The sequence below is a fragment of the Variovorax soli genome, assembly GCF_031454625.1.
Classification (GTDB): Bacteria; Pseudomonadota; Gammaproteobacteria; order Burkholderiales; family Burkholderiaceae_C; genus Variovorax; species Variovorax soli_A.
On the sequence record NZ_JAVDRF010000007.1, the window covers coordinates 235,983 to 254,860 of the forward strand.

Sequence of the window (18,878 nt, forward strand, 5' to 3'; positions counted from 1 at the left end):
GGGCTAATCTCGGGAGCGCATCCCCCCGAGAAAAAGCCCAGGAGTCTTCATGGTCGCACCCGCATCCTCTTCCGGTTCCACCCAGGCGGCCATCGACCACGCGGCGGCGATGCGGGCTGCCGAGGAAGCCCGGCGCCGGGCGGAAGAAGCGGCGCGGCGCGCGGCGGAAGAGGCCAGGCGCGTGGCCGAGGAAGCCCGGCGGCAGGCCGAGGCAGCGCGCAAGAAGGCCGATGCGATCGATGCGCTGAAGAAAGAAGCCATCGCCAACCTGCGCGAGAAGGAGGCCAAGCTCGCTGCCTCGAGGCTCGACGATGTGCAGCAGCGCCGTCCGGCCAACGATCCCTCGGAAGCGACGCGGGCCGCGAAGACGGAGGTCGACGCGGCGCAGAAGACGGTGAACCTCTACGAGCCGCCGCCGGCCGGCCAGCAGCGGCCGGCGCTGCCGAGCGCCAACACGAAGGCCCTGCTCGACAAGGCGCAGAAAGCCGCCAAGCCAGTCTTCGAGGCCCAGGCGCGCGGCGGCGATGGCACCGCGGCGCAGAAGGCCGCGGTCAATGCCGCCGTCGACGAATGGCTGCAGGCCGCGCAGCAGGACATGCGCAATGCCGCCGTCCAGGCCCGTGCCGAGGGCAAGGACCCGAAGGCCGCCATCGACCAGGAGGCCGCGAAGGTCGAGCGTGCGGTCGACGAGGGCGGCGTGTTCGACCCCGAGTGGATGGGCGCTCAGATCGAGAAGGCCCAGGACGGCGTCAAGGCCGAGTCGCCGGCGGTCCGGCAACTGCGCAGCGAGCAGTACCAGGTCAACCAGTCCGGCAAGAAGCAGGTCGCCAATGCGCGCACCGAAGCCGGCGATGCCGAGGCCGCGGCCGTCAAGGCCGAGAAGTACGCGGCCAGCTTCGGTGAGGGGCCCGGCGGCAACGACACCCTCATCAGCGCCAAGCAGAACGCGAAGGACGAGGCGGCACGGCTGCGCGCGGTCGCGAGCCGCGCGAATGCGAAGCTGAATGGCCTGGTCAAGGCCTACGGCACCAGCGATCCTTCCGACCCGCAGAACCCCAAGACGAACGTGGTGGGCGCGGTCAACGCCGACTATGAGGCACGCGTGGCCGACCTGGAGGTGCAGGACTTCAGCGACAAGTACCAGCAGGCGGTGGCCGGCGGCGATGCCAAGAAGATCGCGCAGGCCGATGCCGCGCTGCGCGATGCGCAGGATGCGCAGCGCTATGCCCACGCACTCTCCGATGACGAAACGGCCCAGTTGGACCAGATCGACGCCGGCGTCGAATCCACCGACGCCGAGGCCGCTTGGAAGGCCGAGTCGCAGCAGCAGCCCGGCACCTACACCGTCACCGAGCGCAACGGCGACAAGACCAGCACGAAGACCGAGAAGGCCGAGGGCTACGACCCCGCCTTCTGGGCCAAGCCCGGCAGCGAGGAAGGCAAGAAGGTCCAGGCCATCGACGGCAAGTACTACTACGTGGACGGCGACAAGAAGACCGAGCTGCACCCGGCGACTGCGAGCCTCTGGGCCGCGCACGACAAGGGCGAAGCTGCGAAGGCGCAGGCGGTGGACACCGGCAAGACGCTGGCGCAGGTCAAGGAAGACCTGGTCGGCGGCGCCGACGGCAGCGGCCCCAAGCTGGACGAGGCGCTGTACCTCGACAACGCCGACGCCATCAACCAGCGCCTGGCCGATGCCAATGCCGCCGTGAAAACGGCGCAGGCCGGCCAGAACGCAGCCGAACGTCCGCCCGGTTTCATCGGCCCCGTGGTGGCGCCCAGCACGCCGCAGCAATTGGGCAAGGCGCTCGAGACGCAGCGCGTCGCGCAGGCGGAGGCCGATGCACTGAAGGCCATGCAGGATCTGCGCGGGGCCGAGCGCGACCAGGCCGCGGGCAAGGCGGTGGATGCCGGCCAGCTGCAGGGCCTGCGCGACGCCGCGCGCGAGGCGCAGCGCAAGCATGAAGAGGCGCAACCCAAGCTCGCGCCGCAGGACGAGAAGAAGATGCGCGACACGCTGCTGCCGCAGGCGCGCACCGATGCGAAGACCAAGAGCGACACGGTCGACAAGCTCACCGCCCCCGGCAGCACCGCCACCGAGGCCGAGCGCAACAAGGCGATGGACGCGCTCGATGCCGCCAAGCTCACGGTGCGCGACTACGAGACGAAGCTGGAGCTGATCGATGCCGAGCGCGACTGGTACGCGGCGCAGTACCAGTACGGACAAGCCCACTTTGCCAAGCCGCAGCTGTCGATGTTCATGAAGGACGGCGAGTCGGTCACGGCCGACATCTATCCGGAGAACTACGACCCGACGTGGAACCTCAAGCCCGGCGCCGACGGCAAGGTCAGCGCCGAGGGCCTGCCGCGCGGGCTCTCGCCCGATGACATCGAGGTGCGCCACGACGCGTGCGGCGGCGGCTACACGGTGATCGTCAAGAAGGACTCCGAGGTCGTGGGCTGGCAGAAGTCCGAGCGCTATGGCGACCTGCGCCACTTCACCGTGCGCGAGGGCGAGTACAAGATGAACCCGGCCACGGCGCGGCTGTGGGACACCTCCGAGTTCGGCAACGGCCGGCTGGCGCAGGCGCGCAGCGAGCGCGGCAAGGTCGAGAAGCTGCTCGGCGATGCCGCGGCCGAGGCGCCGCCGCCGCCGGAGGCCCAGCCGCTGCTCGGACCGGACGGCAAGCCGGTACCCACGCTGCGGCTTGGAGACGACCTCGGTCCGCGCAAGAAACAGGTGGACCAGAGCGTCGCCGACGCGACCACCGCGCGCGACCAGGCCCAGCACGCCTACGAAGCCGGCACCGGCGACCGCACGCAGCTCAAGAACGCGCTGGACGATGCCAACGCGCGCCTGTCCATCGCACAGAACGAGCAGGCCGCGGTCGATGCGGTGCTGCTGTGGCAGGAGGCCCACCGCACCCGCCAGCTCTACGAGGCCAACGAACGCGCCGGCCGCGCGCAGACCGCCTGCTACGCCAAGCCGCCCTCCGAAATGGAAAGCGACGCGCGCGCCAAGGCTGTCGCGGCACGCAGCCAGTGGCTGGACTCGCACAACAAGTTCTACACCGACACCGCGCAGCGCGACCTGGGCACCGCGCAGGCCGCGCACGACACGTGGAAGCGCGCGCATCCCGGCCTGGCCGAAACCGGCAGCACCACCTGGGAGGCCTTGCAGGCCGCGCAGGCCAAGGTGGACACCGCCAAGCGCTACCAGGTGGCCGGGGCGACCGAAAGCGCCAGCGCACGCGAGCAGAACTTCATCGCGCAGAACCTGCGGCCCGACCAGCACGAGAACGGCGCCGAGCTCTACAAGCTCTTCATGCGCGACCCGACGCTGATGGGCCAGTCCATCATCAACAGCCACTACGTGCAGTACGGCGGGCAGTTCACGCAGATGCAGGGTCGCACGCAGCTCGAGAACGCAGTCGCGACCGCGCTGGGCTGGAAGCCCGACGTGACGCTGGACCCTTCGACGCCGGCCAACAACGAGCGGCTGCAGCAGACGCAGAGCCTGTTCACCAAGCTCACGAAGGAGCAGCAGGCGGTGCTGGACCGCACGGTCGACAAGATCGTCGAGGAAGGCGGCGACAAGGCGCGCGTGATGGCGCTGCCGGTGGTCTACGGGCTGGAAGGCGAGCAGGGCGGCATCGTCAAGACCGCCGTGTTCAAGGTCGAGACCAAGCCGGGCGAGTCGAAGCTGGTGGACGAGCAGGGCTGGGTCTACGACGACCTCGACGACTACCGCGCCAACAACAGCCTGCCGGTGCAAGGCGTGAACCTGGTCACGCCCGAGGACGGCAACTTCAAGCTCGACGCCGGCGGCAACGTCAAGCTCTTCGCCGGCGACGCACGCACCGAGACCGGCTGGGAGAGCTTCCGGCGCACGACGCACCTCGACGTGGTGGCCGGCGTGGTCGGCGTGGTGGCGGGCGTGGTGCTGACGGTGGGTTCCTTGGGCACGCTGTCGGCGCCCGGCGTGATGCTGATCGCCGGCTCGGCCACGGCGCTGGCGGCCGGCTACGGGATCGCCACCTCGGCCGAGAGCCTGTACCGGCAGGGCAGCCATGGGCAGGACATCAATCCCTTCAGCAGCACGCAGGCGCGGCTGGACTGGCTCAACCTCGGGCTGTCGGCCGTCAGCGTTCCCGTGGTGGGCGCGTCGACGCGCGCCACCATCCAGGCCATGCGTGCCGGCAATGCGCTCAAGGCCGCGGCGGCGGCGCGCGGCGCCAAGGACATGGTGGCCGCCGACAAGCACCTGGCGGACTTCGCGCGCTACTCGCAAAGTGCCCAGGGCTGGGGCCGGCCCGCTGCGGCGGCCGCCAAGCCGCTGGGCGTGGGCAGCGTCTACGCTTTCGAGGAAGGCGCGCGCTACATGATCGACAACTGGGAGCACATGACGCCCGGCGAGCGCCAGAAGCAGCTGGGCATGCTGGGCCTCAATGCCGCCGGCTTCGCCTCGCCGGTGTTCGCGCGCGGCTATGCGCGGGTGCACAACGCGCTCAAGCCGCAGACGGTGGCGGCGGCGCAGCCGGAGACGGTGAAGGCCGGCAGCACCGCGGCGACGAAGAGCGATGTGACGGACGGGGCGGAAGTGATCTCCTTGGCCAGCCGGCGGCCGGCCCAGGCGGCCGACGATCCGCAGGCGCCCACCGCGGCGCAGGACGCCTTGCAGCCTTTCCGCGAATCGCCGGCGGCGCGCGGCGAGGACGCGATGCAGGCGCCCGCCGAGATCGTTCCCCTGCATCCGGATGGCCCGCCGCCGGTCGTGGTGGCCGAGTCGCCCGATGCGGCACTGGCGCCGGTGATCCCGCTGGTGCTGCGGCGGCCCGCGGGCGATGGGCCCGACCCCGGGCCCGGGGCGGTGCCGGCATCCGCGCGCCGGCCGCAGGAACAGCAGCTGCCCTTGGCTGCAGGCGGCGAAGAGCAGGCCGCCAATGCCCCCTACACCCGCTCGCCGCATCGGTTGGCAACGGTGCGCGAGCTCAGCCCGCAGGCCTCGGCCAACGCGGGCGGACAGGGCACGCACGGACAGGGCGGATCGGGCCAGCCGGGAGGCGCGGTCCCGCCCACCGGCGCCCATGCGAGCGGCGTGCCGCAGGGCTCGTCGTCGCCGTCATCGTCCGCGGGTTCCGGGTCTGGCTCCGGCTCCGGCTCTGGCGGTCCCAAGGGACCTTCGGCGCCGGCCGCATCGACGCCTTCCGGCGGCGGCTTCCGCGGTTGGGTCGCGCACATCACCGGGCCGACCAAGGCCCTGGCTGCCTTCGCTTTCACGCAGGGCACCGCCATCACCGCCAAGATCTTCGGCGCCGGCGGCTTCTTCGACCACGTGACCGGCGGCCCCTGGGCCACCTGGATCAATCAGACCCGGGGGCTGGGCACGCGGGGCGCCTACTACACGGGCAAGCGCGGGCTGGAGAACGCGCTGGAATTTGCCCGCAAGGGCGACGCCGCATCGGCCGTGCAGCAGGTCGAGCGGGTGGCCAAGCGCGCGCCGCTGCGCGGCCTGTCGCCCGCGGAGATCGCGAGCAAGAAGCAGAAGGCGGTCGACCAGCTCGGCGAGTTCGGCGAGGCGGTCGCGCGCTACCGGAAGGGGCTGGACGACGCGGCCGTGCCCAAGGACGTCGCCGAGGCTTACCCGGTGCGCCTGGCCTCCGAGGCCGAAATCAAGGCCGGCGCCGATCAGCAACTGCCGGAGATGGCGCCGGGCACGCTGCTCGATGCGCTCGGCAAGCGCGCGCTGCTAGGCCGCGCGCTGCACGACCCGAACGCCTCGCCCGCGGCGCTGGCGCGTGCCGTCGATGCCTACAACGCCGGCGACGCGCAGACCGTGGCCGCCTTCAACCGCCTGCGCCCCGAGACGCGCGACCGCGTGCTCGCCGCGCGGGAGGCCGAGCTGGGCTACGGCCGGGCGCGCGAGATGGTCAACGAGAAGGGCAACCTGATCGACATGAAGGACGTGCAAGGGGCGCTGGGCAGCACCATGCACATGGGCTCCAGGGTGGGCGTCACCTTCAAGTACCTCGCGCTCGGCTTTGCCACCAACTCCGGGCTCGGCGCCAGCTACAACTTCGTCAAGCAGGCCTTCACGCCCGGCTCATGGACCAGCATGAAGGGCGGCCTGCGGACCGCCGGCATGTCGGGCGAGGTGGTGGGCAACGTGCCGAACATCGGCATCCAGTGGAGCTACCTGCGCGCGCTCAACACGCGAACGAAGTTCTCCGATGCCGGGCCCGACAGCCAGGTGCCGATCGCGGAGGTCAAGGCCTACCTCGACAAGCGCCTGAAACGCATGGAGTACCTGCGCGACACCTGGTGGACGAACCGCGAGAAGTGGATGACGCAAGGGGCCCGCGACAAGGCGGAGGCATCCATCCAGGCCGACAAGAAGGCACTCCAGGACGCGAACGATCGCGGCGACCCGCCGCCCGCGGAGGACCGCACCTGGGGCAAGCACGTGCTGCTGCGCAAGGCGCAAGCCAACGAGCGCGTGGAGGCCATCGAGAAGGCCATCGCCGAGGCCGAGCGCACCGGCGACGACAGCCCCCTGCGCGCAATGGCCAAGACCGAGAGCGAGAAGGCCGCCAAGTCGATGAACACGGCCGGCGACTTCATGGCGCTGCCCAGCATGTACCGCTACACCTTCATGGGGGTGCTGCTGGCTTCCACGGGCCATCCGGTGCTGGCGGGCATCACCATGTTCCACGGCATCGTCTCCAACGGCGGCTGGCTGCGCGCGCAGCAGGGCAAGGGCACGATCTACGGCGTGCGCATGGCGCCGCGCGGCCTGTATGAGGGCAACGGCCTGTTCGGCGTGGGCAAGCGCATCGGCCGCGGCTACAACCAGGCCCTCGACCAGGTGCCCGACAGCGTGGGCGAGACGCTGGCCGGCCTGGCGAAGAAGACGCCGGTGGTCAAGCGCTTCGCGAAGAGCGACAACCTCGTCGATTCGCTGAAGCTCGACGGCACGACCGAGGGCGCCGCCAACCGCCGGCGTGTCCGCCTGCTGCTGACCGGCGCCACCGCGCCGACGGTGAACCTGATCAATGCGCTGTTCGCGGAAGATGACGGCAAGAAGAAGGCGCCGCCGTCCACGCCGCCGACGAGCGGGCCCGGTTCATCGCCGACGAGTCCGCCGACGGCATCGCCGACAACACCGCCGAGCACAACGCCGAGCACAACGCCGACGACACCGCCGCCGACGACACCGACGACGACACCGACGACGCCACCAACAACACCGCCGAAGACGCCGCCGGATGACCCCGATGACCCCGGGACGGAACCCACGCCCACGCAGCCGCCGGTCAAGCCTGTCCATGTCGTCGTCGACGGCGACCGGCGCGAGAGCGCCACGCTGTGGGGCATCTCGGAGCACAACCTGCAGACCCTGCTCACGCCCACGGCGCTGGCCGAGGCGCGCGAGGAGGGCGGCGAGAACCACGTGGTGAGCGAGGCGCTGTCGCAGCTCTTCAACCTCAACCCGCGCTTCGACAAGCGGCTGATGGACGGCGTCGTGACCCACGTCGAGGGCGATCCCGACACGCTGATCGACGGCTGGCAGATCCGGGTCGGTTGACGGATTCGCTGCGCCGTGCACCGCCCACGCGCTTGAGCGCGCGGGTGCGGCGTGGCACGATCGTCCGGATGAGCACCAGACCCGAAGAAGCGACGAAGCTGCGCGAGCTCGCACGCCTGCGCAGCGTTCGCGACCGGATCGACCGGGAGTACGCGCAGCCGCTGGACGTCGAGGCGCTCGCCCGCGGCGCGTCCATGTCGGCCGGGCACCTCAGCCGCCAGTTCAAGCTCGCCTACGGCGAGTCGCCCTACGCCTACCTGATGACGCGGCGCATCGAGCGCGCGATGGCGCTGCTGCGCCGTGGCGACCTCAGCGTCACCGAGGTCTGCTTCGAGGTCGGCTGCGGATCACTGGGCACCTTCAGCACGCGCTTCACCGAGCTGGTCGGCATGTCGCCCGGCGTGTATCGGCGCCACGCTGCGGCCGCGACGGTGGGGATGCCGTCGTGCATCGCGAAGCAGGTCACGCGGCCGATCAGGAATCGAGAAGCGCCGGCCACCGAAGCGCAACTAGACTGACCGCCATGGACCCCTTCATTCACTTCGATTGAGCACCATGGACATCACCATTCACTCGAGCTTCCTCCCGCACAACGACCCGGACGCCTCCCTGGCCTTCTACCGCGACACGCTCGGCTTCGAGGTCCGCAACGACGTCGGCTACAAGGGCATGCGATGGATCACGGTCGGCCCTGCCGGCCAGCCCGGCACGTCCATCGTCCTGTACCCGCCATCCGCCACCCCGGGCATCACCGAGGACGAGCGCCGCACCATCGCCGAGATGATGGCCAAGGGCACCTTCGCCACGATCCTCCTGGCGACCCGGGACCTCGACGGCACCTTCGAGCGCCTGCAGGCCAGCGAGGCCGAGATCGTGCAGGAGCCCACCGAGCAGCCCTATGGGGTGCGTGATTGCGCCGTTCGCGATCCCGCGGGCAACATGCTGCGAATCCAGGCGCTGCGCTGAAGCGATGAGCAAGGCCAGGAACCAGAAGAGCGAGCCGCCCGCGACCCACGCCGCCGACAGCCACGACCTGATCCGCGTGCACGGCGCGCGGGTGAACAACCTCAAGGACATCAGCATCGAGCTCCCGAAGCGCCGGCTGACGGTGTTCACCGGCGTCTCCGGCTCGGGCAAGAGCTCGCTGGTGTTCGGCACCATCGCCGCGGAGTCGCAGCGGCTGATCAACGAGACCTACAGCGCCTTCGTGCAGGGCTTCATGCCGACGCTGGCGCGGCCCGAGGTCGACGTGCTCGAAGGGCTGACGACCGCGATCGTCGTCGACCAGCAGCGCCTGGGCGCCGACGCGCGCTCCACCGTCGGCACCGCCACCGACGCCAACGCGATGCTGCGCATCCTCTTCAGCCGGCTCGGCAAGCCGCACATCGGCTCGCCCAGCGCCTTCGCCTTCAACGTGCCCTCGGTCCGGGCGAGCGGTGCGATCACGATCGAACGCGGCGGCGGCAAGACCGTGAAGCAGACTTTCTCGCGCACCGGCGGCATGTGCCCGCGCTGCGAGGGCATGGGCTCGGTAACCGACTTCGACCTGGCGGCGCTGTACGACGACAGCAAGTCGCTCAATGAGGGCGCGCTCACCATCCCCGGCTACAGCATGGACGGCTGGTACGGCCGCATCTTCCGCGGCTGCGGCTTCTTCGACCCGGACAAGCCGATCCGCAAGTTCACCAAGCGGGAGCTGCACGACCTGCTGCACAAGGAGGCGACCCGGATCAAGGTCGACGGCGTCAACCTGACCTACCAGGGCGTCATTCCGCAGATCCGGAAATCCTTCCTGTCGAAGGATGTCGACGCGCTGCAGCCGCACGTGCGCGCCTTCGTGGAGCGGGTGGTGACCTTCAGCACATGCCCCGAGTGCGGCGGGACGCGGCTCAGCGAAGCCGCGCGCTCGTCGCGCATCCGCAAGCTCAACATCGCCGATGCCTGCGCGATGCAGATCACCGACCTGGCCGAATGGGTCCGCGGCCTCGACGAGCCGTCGGTGGCGCCGCTGCTCGCCGCGCTGGCGCGCACGCTCGACGCCTTCGTCGAGATCGGGCTGGGCTACCTCTCGCTCGACCGGCCCTCGGGCACGCTGTCGGGCGGCGAGGCGCAGCGCGTCAAGATGATCCGTCACCTCGGCTCGTCGCTCACCGACGTCACCTACGTCTTCGACGAGCCGACGACCGGCCTGCATCCCCATGACATCCAGCGGATGAACGAGCTGCTGCTGCGGCTGCGCGACAAGGGCAACACGGTGCTGGTCGTGGAGCACGAGCCGGAGACGATCGCGATCGCCGACCACGTCGTCGACCTCGGACCGGGCGCCGGCACCGGGGGCGGCACCGTCTGCTTCGAGGGCAAGGTCGCAGGGCTGGTGGCCAGCGGCACCGTCACCGGCCGCCATCTCGACGACCGGGCCTCGCTCAAGAAGACGGTGCGCAAGCCCACCGGCCAGCTGCCGATCCGCGGCGCGGCGGCGCACAACCTGCGCGAGGTCGATGTCGACATCCCGCTCGGGGTGCTGGTCGTGGTCACCGGCGTTGCCGGCTCGGGCAAGAGCTCGCTCGTGCACGGCTCGATCCCCGCCGGCGCGGGCGTGGTGGCCGTGGACCAGGGCGCGATCCGCGGGTCGCGCAGGAGCAACCCGGCGACCTACACCGGGCTGCTGGACCCGATCCGCAACGCGTTCGCGAAGGCCAACGGCGTGAAGCCGGCGCTGTTCAGTGCCAACTCCGAGGGTGCTTGTCCCCACTGCAATGGCGCCGGCGTCGTCGACACCGACCTCGGGCCACTGGGCAGCGTCGCCACGCCGTGCGAGGTGTGCGAGGGGAAGCGCTACCAGCCCTCGGTGCTCAAGCATCACCTCGGCGGCCGCGACATCAGCGAGGTGCTCGCGATGTCGGTGACCGAAGCCCAGGCCTTCTTCGGGGACGGCAAGGCACGCACGCCGGCCGCGCACGCGATCCTCGAACGGCTCCAGGATGTCGGGCTCGGCTACCTCGGCCTCGGGCAGCCGCTCACGACGCTGTCCGGCGGCGAGCGGCAGCGGCTCAAGCTCGCCACGCACATGGCGGAGAAGGGCGGGATCTACGTGCTCGACGAGCCGACCTCCGGCCTGCACCTCGCCGACGTGGAGCAGCTGCTGGGCCTGCTCGACCGGCTGGTGGATGCCGGCAAGTCGGTCATCGTCATCGAGCACCACCAGGCGGTGATGGCGCGCGCCGACTGGATCATCGACCTCGGGCCAGGTGCAGGCCACGATGGCGGGCGGGTCGTGTTCGAGGGTACGCCGGCGGCGCTCGTCGCGGCGCGCTCGACACTCACCGGCAAGCACCTTGCGGCTTACGTGGGCGGCTGAGCGGTCTTGAATGCGAAGGTCGGATTTCCAAACACATCACTCCACGATGCCGTTGCGCGCCGAAGGCGGCTGCAGCGCATCGAGCGCCGACAGCCGCCGGTACTCGCCCGGTACCACCGCGTAGGTGCTCAGGAAGGTCTTGTGCAGATGGCTCTGGTCGCTGAAGCCGGCCGCGTGCGCCGCGTAGGTGACGCGCGCGCCGCCGGCGATCAGGTCGCGGGCGTACTCGATGCGGTGGCCCACCAGCAGCTCGTGCGGCGTGAAGCCCCAGGCGCTCTTGAAGCGGCGCTGCAGGTGCACCGGATGCCAGCCCACCGTCTCGGCGAGGCCATCGAGCGTGAGGCGCTGGTGGAAGCCCGAGGCGATCAGGCCGTAGAGGCGGTTCACCCGGTCGTCGCCGCTGTCGACGGCGAGCATGGCGGCCGGTTGCGCGTCGTGCGCATCCGCGCCTTGCAAGGGCATCCATTGCGCGAGGCGTTCGCGCATCAGCGCACGGCCGACTGCACCGGCTTCTTCGTTGCCGCTGCGCGCGGCTTCCTGCAGCAGGCGGTGGCATTCGAGGAAGTCGTGCGCCGCTGAAGGCTGCGAGAAGACGGCGACCGCCGCGTCGCCTTCGACCGGCTGCACCTGCGCGCCGCCGGCATCGGCGGGGCTCACGCATCGCGCGACCGCGAAGCTGCAGTACATCGCGTCTTCGCGCCAGGGGGTGCTGCGGGCCTGCACCGAATGCCACACCTGCGGCGCGATGCGCAGCAGCGTGCCGCGCGGCACCACCATCACGCCGCCGGGCGTGCGCACCTGCAGCTCGGTGTCGCACACCGCGAGCGTGAAGCCCCCGTGACGGTGCGGCCGGATCTCGCGCTGCAGGAAGCGGTTGGCTGTGAACTGAAGCCCCGCGAGTTCAGCGTCTCGCCAATAGCAGGAGTCGAGGAGTTCCATCGAAGGCCCAGGTCCAGCGGACCTTAAGAATCTACAAGGCGAAAGATTCGCCCCTTGGTAATTTCGCGGTCATCGATTGCGGCGCAGTCGATTCACCGATTCGAAGGGCTCGAAGCATGCCAGTGCCGATCGATTCTGTGAAGGGCGATCGGCATCTTCGACACGCTTCGCACGCGTGGGGGATGCGCTCGTGCAAACCAACGTTTTCGAATCGGAGAAGACCCATGAGATGGAGACAAGGGCGCCTGCGCGACTGGCTGTGCGCGGCATCGGTGGCGCTCGCCGCCTGCGCGCTGCCGGCGCAGGAACTGCGCATCGGGCTGGCCAGCAATCCCGGCACGGTGGACCCGCACTTCTACAACAACGATGCCGTCAGCGCGGTGGTGAGCCACGCCTACGAGACGTTGGTGGCATTGGACCCCGACACGCGCCTGGTGCCCGCACTGGCCACCTCGTGGCGCGCGGTCGACGACCGGACCTGGGAGTTCAAGCTGCGCGATGGCGTGAAGTTCCACGACGGCAGCAGCCTGAGCGCGGAGGACGTGCTGTTTTCGCTCGACCGTCCCGCGGCGATCGCCAACAGCCCGAGCTCCTTCGCCACCTACACGCGCAGCATCACGGGCAAGAAGGCGATCGACCGGCTGACGGTGCAGCTCACCACCGCCGCGCCCGCACCGCTGCTGCCGAACGACCTGACACGCATCTTCATCGTCTCGAAGAAGGCGGCGGAGAAGGCGAGCACCGACGACTTCAACCAGGTGAAGGTGGATGCCGGCACCGGTCCCTTCAGGCTGGTGAAGTTCAGCCCCGGTGCGTCCGTGCAGTTCGCGCGCTACGACGGCTACTGGGGCGCGAAGCCGGCCTGGTCGGCGCTCACGCTGCGCATGCTGCCGGCCGATGCGGCGCGCATGTCGGCGCTGCTGTCGGGCGACGTGCAGCTGGTGGAGAACGTGCAGGCCAACCTGGTCGCGCAGTTCCGGCAGAACAAGGACCTGAGCGTGTTCGACAAGGTGTCGAGCCGCGTGATGTTCCTCTACACCGACCACCGCGACAGCTCGCCCTTCGTCACCGACAAGGAGGGCCGGCCGCTGGCCAGGAACCCGCTGAAGGATGCGCGGGTGCGCCACGCCATCTCGAAGCTGATCGACCGCAAGGTGCTGGCCGAGCGCGTGCTGGACCGGCTGGCCGTGCCCACGGCCAACATCGCCGCGCCCGGCATGTTCGGCTTCAACCCCAAGCTCGAGCCCGAGCCGGCGGACGTGGCCGGCGCGCGCCGGCTGCTCGCGCAGGCGGGCTACCCCGAGGGCTTCGGGCTCACGCTCTTCGGCCCCAACGACCGCTACATCAACGACGAGCAGGTGGTGCAGGCGATCGGGCAGATGCTCACGCGCGGCGGCATCGCGACCCGGGTGCAGGTCTCGCCGATGTCGACCTACGTGGGGCGGGCGTCGAAGAAGGAGCTGGGCTTCGGCCTGCTGGGCTGGGGCGTGGGCGGCGGCGAGCCCTCGGGCGCGATGCGCGGCCTGCTGGGCACGCCGGACAGGGAAAAGGGGATGGGCGCCACCAACTGGAGCAGCTACGCCAGCCCGCAGTTCGATGCGCTGCTGACCGAGGCCCTGCGCACGGTGGACGACCGCAAGCGCGAGCAGCTGCTGCAGGACGCGGCCGAGCAGGCGCTGGCGAAAGACTTCGCCATCATCCCGCTGTACCACCAGGTCGCGACCTGGGCCGGCCGCAAGGGCATCGCCTTCGTGCCACGGGTGGACGAGTTCACGCTGGCCTACCAGGTCCGGCCGGATTGAGGGGAAGGGGAACGCGATGCTGCAGCAGCTCGACCACCTGCCTCCGGGCTTCATGACGGCTTCGGCGCGCGAGCTGCATCGCGTGCTGCCGGGGCCGACGCTGATCCATTTGCCCGGCGATGCGCCGGAGCCCTTGTTCGTCTCGATCCTGCTGCACGGCAACGAGGATGTGGGCCTGCTGGCACTGCAGTCGGTGCTGGCCAGCCACGGCGCGCGCCGGCTGCCGCGCGCGCTCTCCATCTTCGTCGGCAATGTCGAAGCGGCACGCGCCGGCGTGCGCCGGCTCGACGACCAGCCCGACTTCAACCGCATCTGGTCCGCGTCGCCGCCGGCCACGCCCTTCGAGCACATGGCCGCCGCCGTGGTCGAGGTCATGCGGCAGCGCACCGTCTTCGCCACGCTGGACCTGCACAACAACTCCGGACGCAATCCGCTGTACAGCTGCCTGAGCAGCATCGACAGCCGGCAGCTGCGGCTGGCGCGCCTGTTCTCGCCGCTGGCCGTGCTGATCGAATCGCAGGCTTCGCTGGGCGCGGCCTTCGCAGCCTTCTCGCCGAGCATCAGCTGCGAATGCGGCGAGATCGGCAGCGCGCAGGGCGTGTTCCGCGCGGCCGCGCTGATCGAGAAGTGCCTGCGTGCCACGTCCGAGATCTTCGAGGCCGGCGAGGGCGAGCCGCTCGACATCTTCCAGGCCTTCGCGATGCTGAAGGTGCGCGATGCGCTCACCATCTCCTCCGACGGCGCGGAAGGGGGCGATGTGCGGCTCGTGCCCGACATCGAATCGCTCAACTTCTGCGCGCTGCAGGCCGGCCATGTGATCGCGACCACGGCCGCGCACCTGGACATCGAGCCGCTGCAGGCGCTGCGGCTGGACGGCCGGCCGATCGAGGGCTTGCTGCTGCGCGAAGGCACGCGGCTGAGCCTCGCGCAGCCCGCCGTCGCCGCCATGCTCACCCGCGACCTGCGCGCGATCCGCCAGGACTGCCTGGGCTACCTGATGCGGCGCGTGCGCGTGCCGCGGTCTGAACAACTTTCGCCCGACCCATGCTCGCCTTCGTGATACGCCGCCTCGGGCAGAGCCTGCTCGTGCTCTTCGCCATGTCGCTGCTGGTCTTCGCCAGCGTCTACCTGATCGGCAATCCGGCCGACATCCTGATCAGCATGGATGCCGACCAGGCCGAGCGCACGCGGCTCGCGCAGGCCATGGGCCTGGACCGCTCGCTGCCATGGCAGTACGCGCAATTCCTGTGGCGGGCGCTGCATGGCGACCTGGGGCAGTCCTTCGTCCATGGCGTGCCGGCGGTGGCGCTGGTCTTCGAGCGCCTGCCGGCGACGCTGGAGCTGGCCGCGGTCGCGATGGCGATCGCGATGGGCATCGGCCTGCCGCTGGGCCTGTGGGCCGGGCTGAAGCCCGAGTCCTTCGCCGGCAAGGCGATCATGACCGGCTCCATCCTCGGCTTCTCGCTGCCGACCTTCTGGGTGGGGCTGATGCTGATCATGGTGTTCTCGGTGCAGCTGGGCTGGCTGCCGGCCGGCGGGCGCGGACCGACCCGGGAACTGCTCGGGCTTCAGCTCTCGCTCTTCAGCCTCGAAGGCTGGAAGCACCTGCTGCTGCCGGCGCTCAACCTCGCGCTCTTCAAGCTGGCGCTGGTCACGCGGCTGACGCGGGCCGGCACGCGCGAGGCCCTGACGCAGGACTACGTGAAGTTCGCGCGCGCCAAGGGCCTGTCGCCCGTGCGGGTCGTCGGCGTGCACGTGCTGAAGAACATCCTGGTGCCCATCGTCACGGTGGTGGCGCTGGAGTTCGGTGCGCTGGTCGCCTTCGCGGCCGTGACCGAGACCATCTTCGCCTGGCCCGGCGCCGGCAAGCTGATCATCGAATCGATCGGCCTGCTCGACCGCCCGGTGGTGGTGGCCTACCTGCTGGTGGTGGTGGCGATGTTCACGCTGCTCAACCTGCTGGTGGACATCGCCTATTCGGCGCTGGACCCGCGGGTGCGCGTGGGCGATGCCGCCGCCTGAGCGGCACGCGCCACCGCTTTCACGACAACAACGAACGATCCAACCACATGAGTACACAGTTCGCCTCCCTCGGGGAGGGCACCGCGGTGCCCGCCTCGCCGGTCCCGAAGCCCGCAGCCGCCGCGGCACCGGCCGATTCGCCGCTGCGCCTCTTTGTCCGCCAGTACGCCGAATCCAAGATCGCCTTGATCGGCGCGGCCCTGCTGCTCCTGCTGGCACTCGCCGCACTGCTCGCGCCGGTGCTCGCGCCGCAGAACCCCTACGACCTGGCGCAACTCGACATCCTCGATGCGCGCCTGCCGCCGGGCTCGCACGCGGGCGAGGGCGGCCGCCTCTATCTGCTGGGCACCGACGAGCAGGGGCGCGACATGCTCTCCGCCATGCTCTACGGCCTGCGCATCTCGCTGGCCATCGGCATCGTCGCGACGGTGGCCGCGCTGTCGCTGGGCTGCACGCTGGGCCTGCTCGCGGCCTATGCGGGCGGGCGGCTCGATGCCTTCCTGATGCGGGTGGTGGACATCCAGCTGTCCTTCCCGGCGATCCTGCTGGCGCTGGTGCTGATCACGGTGCTGCAGCCGGGCGTCGGCAACGTCGCGCTGGCGCTGGTGGCGGTGCAGTGGGCCTACTACGCACGCACCGTGCGCGCCGCCGCGCTGGTCGAGCGCAAGCGGGAGTACATCGAGGCGGCGCAGGGGCTGGGCCTGTCGGGCGCGCGCATCGTGTTCCGCCACCTGCTGCCCAACTGCCTGCCGCCGGTGATCGTGGTGGCGGCGCTGCAGGTGGCCAATGCGATCGCGCTGGAGGCCACGTTGTCCTTCCTGGGCATCGGCGTGCCGATCACCGAGCCCTCGCTGGGCCTGATGATCGCCAACGGCCAGCAGTCGCTGCTGGCCGGGCAGTACTGGATGTCGGTGTACCCGGGCCTGCTGCTGCTGGCGACCATCCTCGCCATCAACCTGGTGGCCGACCAGCTGCGCGACGTGCTGAATCCGCGGTTGTCGAGGCAATGAGCGCCATGACGACCCCCACGCTGATCGTCGAAGGGCTGCAGACCCGCTTCTTCACGCGCGCCGGCGTTGCGACGGCAGTCGACGAGGTCTCGTTCACCGTCGGCCGCGGCCAGGTGATGGGCCTGGTGGGTGAGTCCGGCTCGGGCAAGTCGATGACGGGCTACTCGATGCTGGGCCTGGTCGATGCGCCGGGCCGCGTGACCGCCGGCAAGGTGCTGCTGACGCAGCGCGACGGCGAGGTGCTGGACCTGCTGCGGCTGGCGCCGCGCGCATTGCAGGCGGTGCGCGGCAACCGCGTCGCGATGATCTTCCAGGACCCGATGATGACGCTCAACCCGGTGCTGCGCATCGACACGCAGATGATCGAGGCGGTGCGCGCGCATCACCGGGTGAGCCACAGGGCGGCGCGCGAGCGCGCGGCGGCGGCACTGGCGAAGGTGGGCATCGCCTCGCCGCACGAGCGGCTGCTGGCCTACCCGCACCAGTTCTCGGGCGGCATGCGGCAGCGGGTGGCCATCGCGATCGCGCTGCTCAACGAGCCCGACCTGATCATCGCGGACGAGCCGACCACGGCCCTGGACGTGACCATCCAGGGCCAGATCCTGGCGGAGATGCAGGCGCTGTGCCGCGCGTCGGGCACGGCGCTGATCTGGATCACGCACGACCTCTCGGTGGTGGCGGGGCTGGCCGACACGGTGTCGGTGATGTATGCCGGGCGCATCGTCGAGCAGGGCTCCGTGGCCGAGGTGCTGGAGCGGCCGCGCCATCCCTACACGCGCGGGCTGATCGCCAGTGCGCCTTCGCGCAATCCGCGCGGCCGGCCGCTGGCGCAGATTCCGGGCATGACGCCGTCGCTGCTTGCGCTGCCGCCAGGCTGTGCCTTCCAGGCCCGCTGCGCGCGCGCCGATGCGGCGTGCTGCGCTTCGCCGCCGCTCGTGCGGCTGCCCGAGCGGCAGCTGCGCTGCTTCCACCCCCATGCCCCGGCGGCTCCAACAACGGCTTGAAACCATGCACCCCTCGACACCCTTGCTGGAACTGCGCGCCGCCTCGAAGCGCTTCGTGAAGAAAGCCGATGCCGCGGCCCGCCTGGCGGGCCTGCTGGGCGCGCCGCCACGGGCGCAGACGGTGCATGCGGTCGATGCCGTCTCGCTCGCGGTCCGAAGCGGCGAGGTGGTGGGACTGGTGGGCGAATCGGGCTGCGGCAAGTCCACCCTGGGGCGGCTGGCGGCCGGGCTGCACGGACTGAGCGAAGGGGAGCGCTGGTGGCAGGGCGAGAACACCGCGGCGCTGGCACAGCGGCTGCCGCGCGCCGATTACCGGCGCCACATGCTCGGCATCCAGATGGTTTTCCAGGACCCCTACGCCAGTCTCAACCCACGCCTGCGGGTGCAGCAGATCGTGGGCGAAGCGCCGCTGGCGCACGGCCTGGTCGATGCCGGGCAGCAGCAGGAACTGGTCGCCGGCCTGCTGCGCCGGGTCGGGCTGGACCCGCAGCTCATGCGCCGCTATCCGCACCAGTTCTCGGGTGGGCAGCGCGCGCGCATCGGCATCGCGCGGGCCCTCGCGGTGCGGCCGCGTCTGCTGATCTGCGACGAAGCCGTGGCCGCGCTCGACGTCTCGATCCAGGCGCAGGTGATCAACCTGTTCATGCAGCTGCGCGAGGAGCTCCGGCTGACCTACCTCTTCATCAGCCACGACCTGGGCGTGGTGCGGCACATCAGCGACCGCGTGCTGGTGATGTACCTCGGGCGGGTGGTGGAGTCGGCGCCGGCCGAGGCCCTCTTCGAAGCGCCGCTGCACCCGTACACGCAGGGCCTGCTGGCCGAGGCGCCGACGCTGGAGGTGCGCAGGAAGCGCTTCGTCGCCATCCGCGGGGAGATCCCCTCGCCGATGAATCCGCCGCGAGGTTGCCACTTCCACCCGCGCTGTACGCAGGCGCTGCCGCGCTGCGCCGAGGAGGCGCCGCTGCTGGCGCCGGCGGGGGGCGATCGCTGGGTGGCCTGTCATCGAATCGACACGCAGGCGTTAGACGGGGCGGCGTCCTACAAAACCAGGTCAGGCGGGGTTAAGAATTTACAAGGCGCTGTCACCGGGCTTTGCTAACTTGCCGGACGCGTGGCGGCCTGCCGTGGCCGCCGACCGATGCATGCAGCGCATCGAAC

General features: G+C 70.4%; 11 protein-coding genes. 10 read left to right on the top strand and 1 reads right to left on the bottom strand.

All coding sequences use genetic code 11. The features are described 5' to 3' along the window. Nucleotides 1–49: 49 nt before the first annotated feature. From J2739_RS17775 to J2739_RS17790, 4 genes are all read left to right on the top strand, one after another. The gene (locus J2739_RS17775; protein WP_309903974.1) at nt 50–7,585 is read left to right on the top strand and encodes a DUF4781 domain-containing protein; all 7,536 of its coding nucleotides are present in this window, start codon (nt 50–52) and stop codon (nt 7,583–7,585) included. A 68-nt stretch (nt 7,586–7,653) separates the two neighbouring features. Next, complete coding sequence (locus tag J2739_RS17780; protein ID WP_309903976.1) at nt 7,654–8,103, top strand: helix-turn-helix transcriptional regulator; 450 nt, start codon at nt 7,654–7,656, stop codon at nt 8,101–8,103. 37 nt (nt 8,104–8,140) lie between these two features. After that, complete coding sequence (locus J2739_RS17785; protein ID WP_309903978.1) at nt 8,141–8,551, top strand: VOC family protein; 411 nt, start codon at nt 8,141–8,143, stop codon at nt 8,549–8,551. A 4-nt stretch (nt 8,552–8,555) separates the two neighbouring features. Further along, a complete protein-coding gene (locus tag J2739_RS17790) occupies nt 8,556–10,943 on the top strand; it encodes an excinuclease ABC subunit UvrA (RefSeq protein WP_309903981.1) in 2,388 nt (795 codons plus the stop codon). 36 nt (nt 10,944–10,979) lie between these two features. Here J2739_RS17790 and J2739_RS17795 read toward each other — a convergent pair whose 3' ends face one another. After that, nucleotides 10,980–11,882 (bottom strand): helix-turn-helix domain-containing protein, encoded by a 903-nt coding sequence (locus tag J2739_RS17795; RefSeq protein WP_309903983.1) that lies wholly within the window; start codon nt 11,880–11,882, stop codon nt 10,980–10,982. Between the two features lie 224 nt (nt 11,883–12,106). Here J2739_RS17795 and J2739_RS17800 point away from each other — a divergent pair, with 224 nt between their 5' ends. Genes J2739_RS17800 through J2739_RS17825 form a run of 6 tightly spaced genes read left to right on the top strand, consistent with a single transcriptional unit; the run spans nt 12,107 to nt 18,819 of the window. Continuing rightward, on the top strand, nt 12,107–13,684 hold the full coding sequence (locus J2739_RS17800) for an ABC transporter substrate-binding protein (RefSeq protein WP_309903985.1): 1,578 nt from the start codon (nt 12,107–12,109) through the stop codon (nt 13,682–13,684). A gap of 16 nt (nt 13,685–13,700) precedes the next feature. Then, a complete protein-coding gene (locus tag J2739_RS17805; protein ID WP_309903987.1) occupies nt 13,701–14,744 on the top strand; it encodes a M14 family metallopeptidase in 1,044 nt (347 codons plus the stop codon). Further along, complete coding sequence (locus J2739_RS17810) at nt 14,729–15,706, top strand: ABC transporter permease (RefSeq protein WP_309903989.1); 978 nt, start codon at nt 14,729–14,731, stop codon at nt 15,704–15,706. Before J2739_RS17805 ends, J2739_RS17810 begins: the two co-directional genes overlap by 16 nt. A gap of 47 nt (nt 15,707–15,753) precedes the next feature. Further along, nucleotides 15,754–16,716: an ABC transporter permease gene (locus J2739_RS17815; RefSeq protein WP_309903991.1), complete on the top strand. Its 963-nt coding sequence runs from the start codon at nt 15,754–15,756 to the stop codon at nt 16,714–16,716. A 5-nt stretch (nt 16,717–16,721) separates the two neighbouring features. After that, nucleotides 16,722–17,720: an ABC transporter ATP-binding protein gene (locus tag J2739_RS17820; RefSeq protein WP_309903993.1), complete on the top strand. Its 999-nt coding sequence runs from the start codon at nt 16,722–16,724 to the stop codon at nt 17,718–17,720. A gap of 4 nt (nt 17,721–17,724) precedes the next feature. Then, entirely contained in the window at nt 17,725–18,819 is a 1,095-nt protein-coding gene (locus tag J2739_RS17825; RefSeq protein WP_309903995.1) for an ABC transporter ATP-binding protein, read from the top strand. Nucleotides 18,820–18,878 lie beyond the last annotated feature (59 nt).

What these genes read in the sequence shown, in the direction of transcription:
- J2739_RS17775 (WP_309903974.1), top strand. Translation starts at nt 50, where the DNA reads ATGGTCGCACCCGCATCCTCTTCCGGTTCCACCCAGGCGGCCATCGAC.
- J2739_RS17780 (WP_309903976.1), top strand. Translation starts at nt 7,654, where the DNA reads ATGAGCACCAGACCCGAAGAAGCGACGAAGCTGCGCGAGCTCGCACGC.
- J2739_RS17785 (WP_309903978.1), top strand. Translation starts at nt 8,141, where the DNA reads ATGGACATCACCATTCACTCGAGCTTCCTCCCGCACAACGACCCGGAC.
- J2739_RS17790 (WP_309903981.1), top strand. Translation starts at nt 8,556, where the DNA reads ATGAGCAAGGCCAGGAACCAGAAGAGCGAGCCGCCCGCGACCCACGCC.
- J2739_RS17795 (WP_309903983.1), bottom strand. Translation starts at nt 11,882, where the DNA reads ATGGAACTCCTCGACTCCTGCTATTGGCGAGACGCTGAACTCGCGGGG.
- J2739_RS17800 (WP_309903985.1), top strand. Translation starts at nt 12,107, where the DNA reads ATGAGATGGAGACAAGGGCGCCTGCGCGACTGGCTGTGCGCGGCATCG.
- J2739_RS17805 (WP_309903987.1), top strand. Translation starts at nt 13,701, where the DNA reads ATGCTGCAGCAGCTCGACCACCTGCCTCCGGGCTTCATGACGGCTTCG.
- J2739_RS17810 (WP_309903989.1), top strand. Translation starts at nt 14,729, where the DNA reads ATGCTCGCCTTCGTGATACGCCGCCTCGGGCAGAGCCTGCTCGTGCTC.
- J2739_RS17815 (WP_309903991.1), top strand. Translation starts at nt 15,754, where the DNA reads ATGAGTACACAGTTCGCCTCCCTCGGGGAGGGCACCGCGGTGCCCGCC.
- J2739_RS17820 (WP_309903993.1), top strand. Translation starts at nt 16,722, where the DNA reads ATGACGACCCCCACGCTGATCGTCGAAGGGCTGCAGACCCGCTTCTTC.
- J2739_RS17825 (WP_309903995.1), top strand. Translation starts at nt 17,725, where the DNA reads ATGCACCCCTCGACACCCTTGCTGGAACTGCGCGCCGCCTCGAAGCGC.